Source organism: Prevotella sp. P3-122, assembly GCF_002251365.1.
Classification (GTDB): Bacteria; Bacteroidota; Bacteroidia; order Bacteroidales; family Bacteroidaceae; genus Prevotella.
Map to the genome: position 1 here is coordinate 1 of NZ_NPJH01000004.1, position 1,472 is coordinate 1,472.

Consider the following 1,472-nt stretch of genomic DNA (forward strand, 5'->3'; position numbering starts at 1 on the left):
AGGTGTCGTTAATCATGATTCAAGCCATGTCAAAAGTCAGTGTCGGACAGTTCTGGCGACAAGCAATGCAATAACCTGTTTATGGCATTGCGGCATGCGGCATAGAGGTGGCAGGACAGTGATACAGGCTTGTTGGCGGAACGTGGGAAGCAGAAGACGGAATGTCAAGGGAAATGCCGAAAGTGACGAACAAGGCAGAAACGTACCGAAGTCCTCTTCTGTGGCGGATTGCCCCGTAGTAGTGCTGAAGTGTCTGTAATGGGCATGGAGCGAAGGGGGTGACACACTCAAGCAACTAGAATTATACAACTCTTAAACAAAGAGGAGGATATGATGAAAGAAGCAAAACCATTTGTGATAGACAAGACGTTAATCTACAAGGCTTACCTTAAGGTAAAGGAAAACAAAGGCAGTGCAGGCGTTGACTCGGTCAGCATTGAAGATTATGAGAAAGACTTGGGCAACCGCCTCTACAAGCTGTGGAACCGAATGAGTTCGGGTTCCTACATGCCGAATGCCGTTCGGCTTGTGGAGATACCGAAGCCTGGTGGCGGCAAGCGTCCCTTGGGCATACCTACGGTAGAAGACCGTATAGCCCAGCAGGCAGCGGTATTGTTCATAGAGCCGTCCATAGAACCCTGCTTTGACCAAGACTCGTATGGTTATCGTCCAAACCGCTCCGCTTCCGATGCTATAGCCAAGGCACGTGAGCGATGTTTCAAATTCGGTTGGGTACTGGATATGGACATTTCCAAGTTCTTCGACACCATTGACCACGACCTGCTGATGAAGGCGGTTGAGTGTCACGTGCGTGAGAAATGGGTGTTGCTTTATATCCGCAGGTGGCTCAAAGTCCCTTACCGCACGTCAAAGGGAGAAACGATAGAACGTACTATGGGAGTGCCTCAAGGCTCGGTCATAGGTCCGGTTCTTGCCAATCTGTTTCTCCACTACACGTTTGACAAGTGGATGCGCATCCACTACCCGAATATACCATTTGAACGTTATGCCGATGATACGATATGTCATTGTGTAAGCAAGGCGCAGGCGGAATATCTGAAAGAAGTTCTGACCTGCCGCTTTGAACAATGCTGCTTGAAACTCAATGCGGAGAAGACCAAGATAGTGCAATGCCCCACATCAACCCGAAAGAAGGTTGAAGGCTATGAAGCTTCCTTCGACTTTCTCGGCTATACTTTCCAATGCCGCAAGTCATGGAATCGAAAGCAGTGTCAGTGCTTCACGAGCTTTCTCCCCGCCATCAGTGAGAAATCGGTGAAGAAACTGCATGAGAAGATGAAGGAGTGGAAACTGCATTCGCATCTTGACTGGAAACTCCAGCAGGTGGGGATAGAGATTGAGAGCCAAGTCCGAGGTTGGTACAATTACTATAACAAGTTTGGCAAGACCGAGTTTGTCAAAGTGATGAACCACTTGAACATGGTGCTTGCCTATTGGATACGCAGGAAATA

The 1,472-nt window shown here is 48.6% G+C and carries 2 protein-coding genes; both read left to right on the forward strand.

Annotated features, from left to right (window positions below):
- The coding region (locus CIL02_RS16505; RefSeq protein ID WP_206073450.1) for a hypothetical protein at positions 1–259 on the forward strand (259 nt) is incomplete at its 5' end.
- Between the two features lie 71 nt (positions 260–330).
- Positions 331–1,472 (forward strand): group II intron reverse transcriptase/maturase (gene ltrA / locus CIL02_RS00590; protein WP_094398551.1); only part of this gene is annotated, 1,142 nt, incomplete at its 3' end.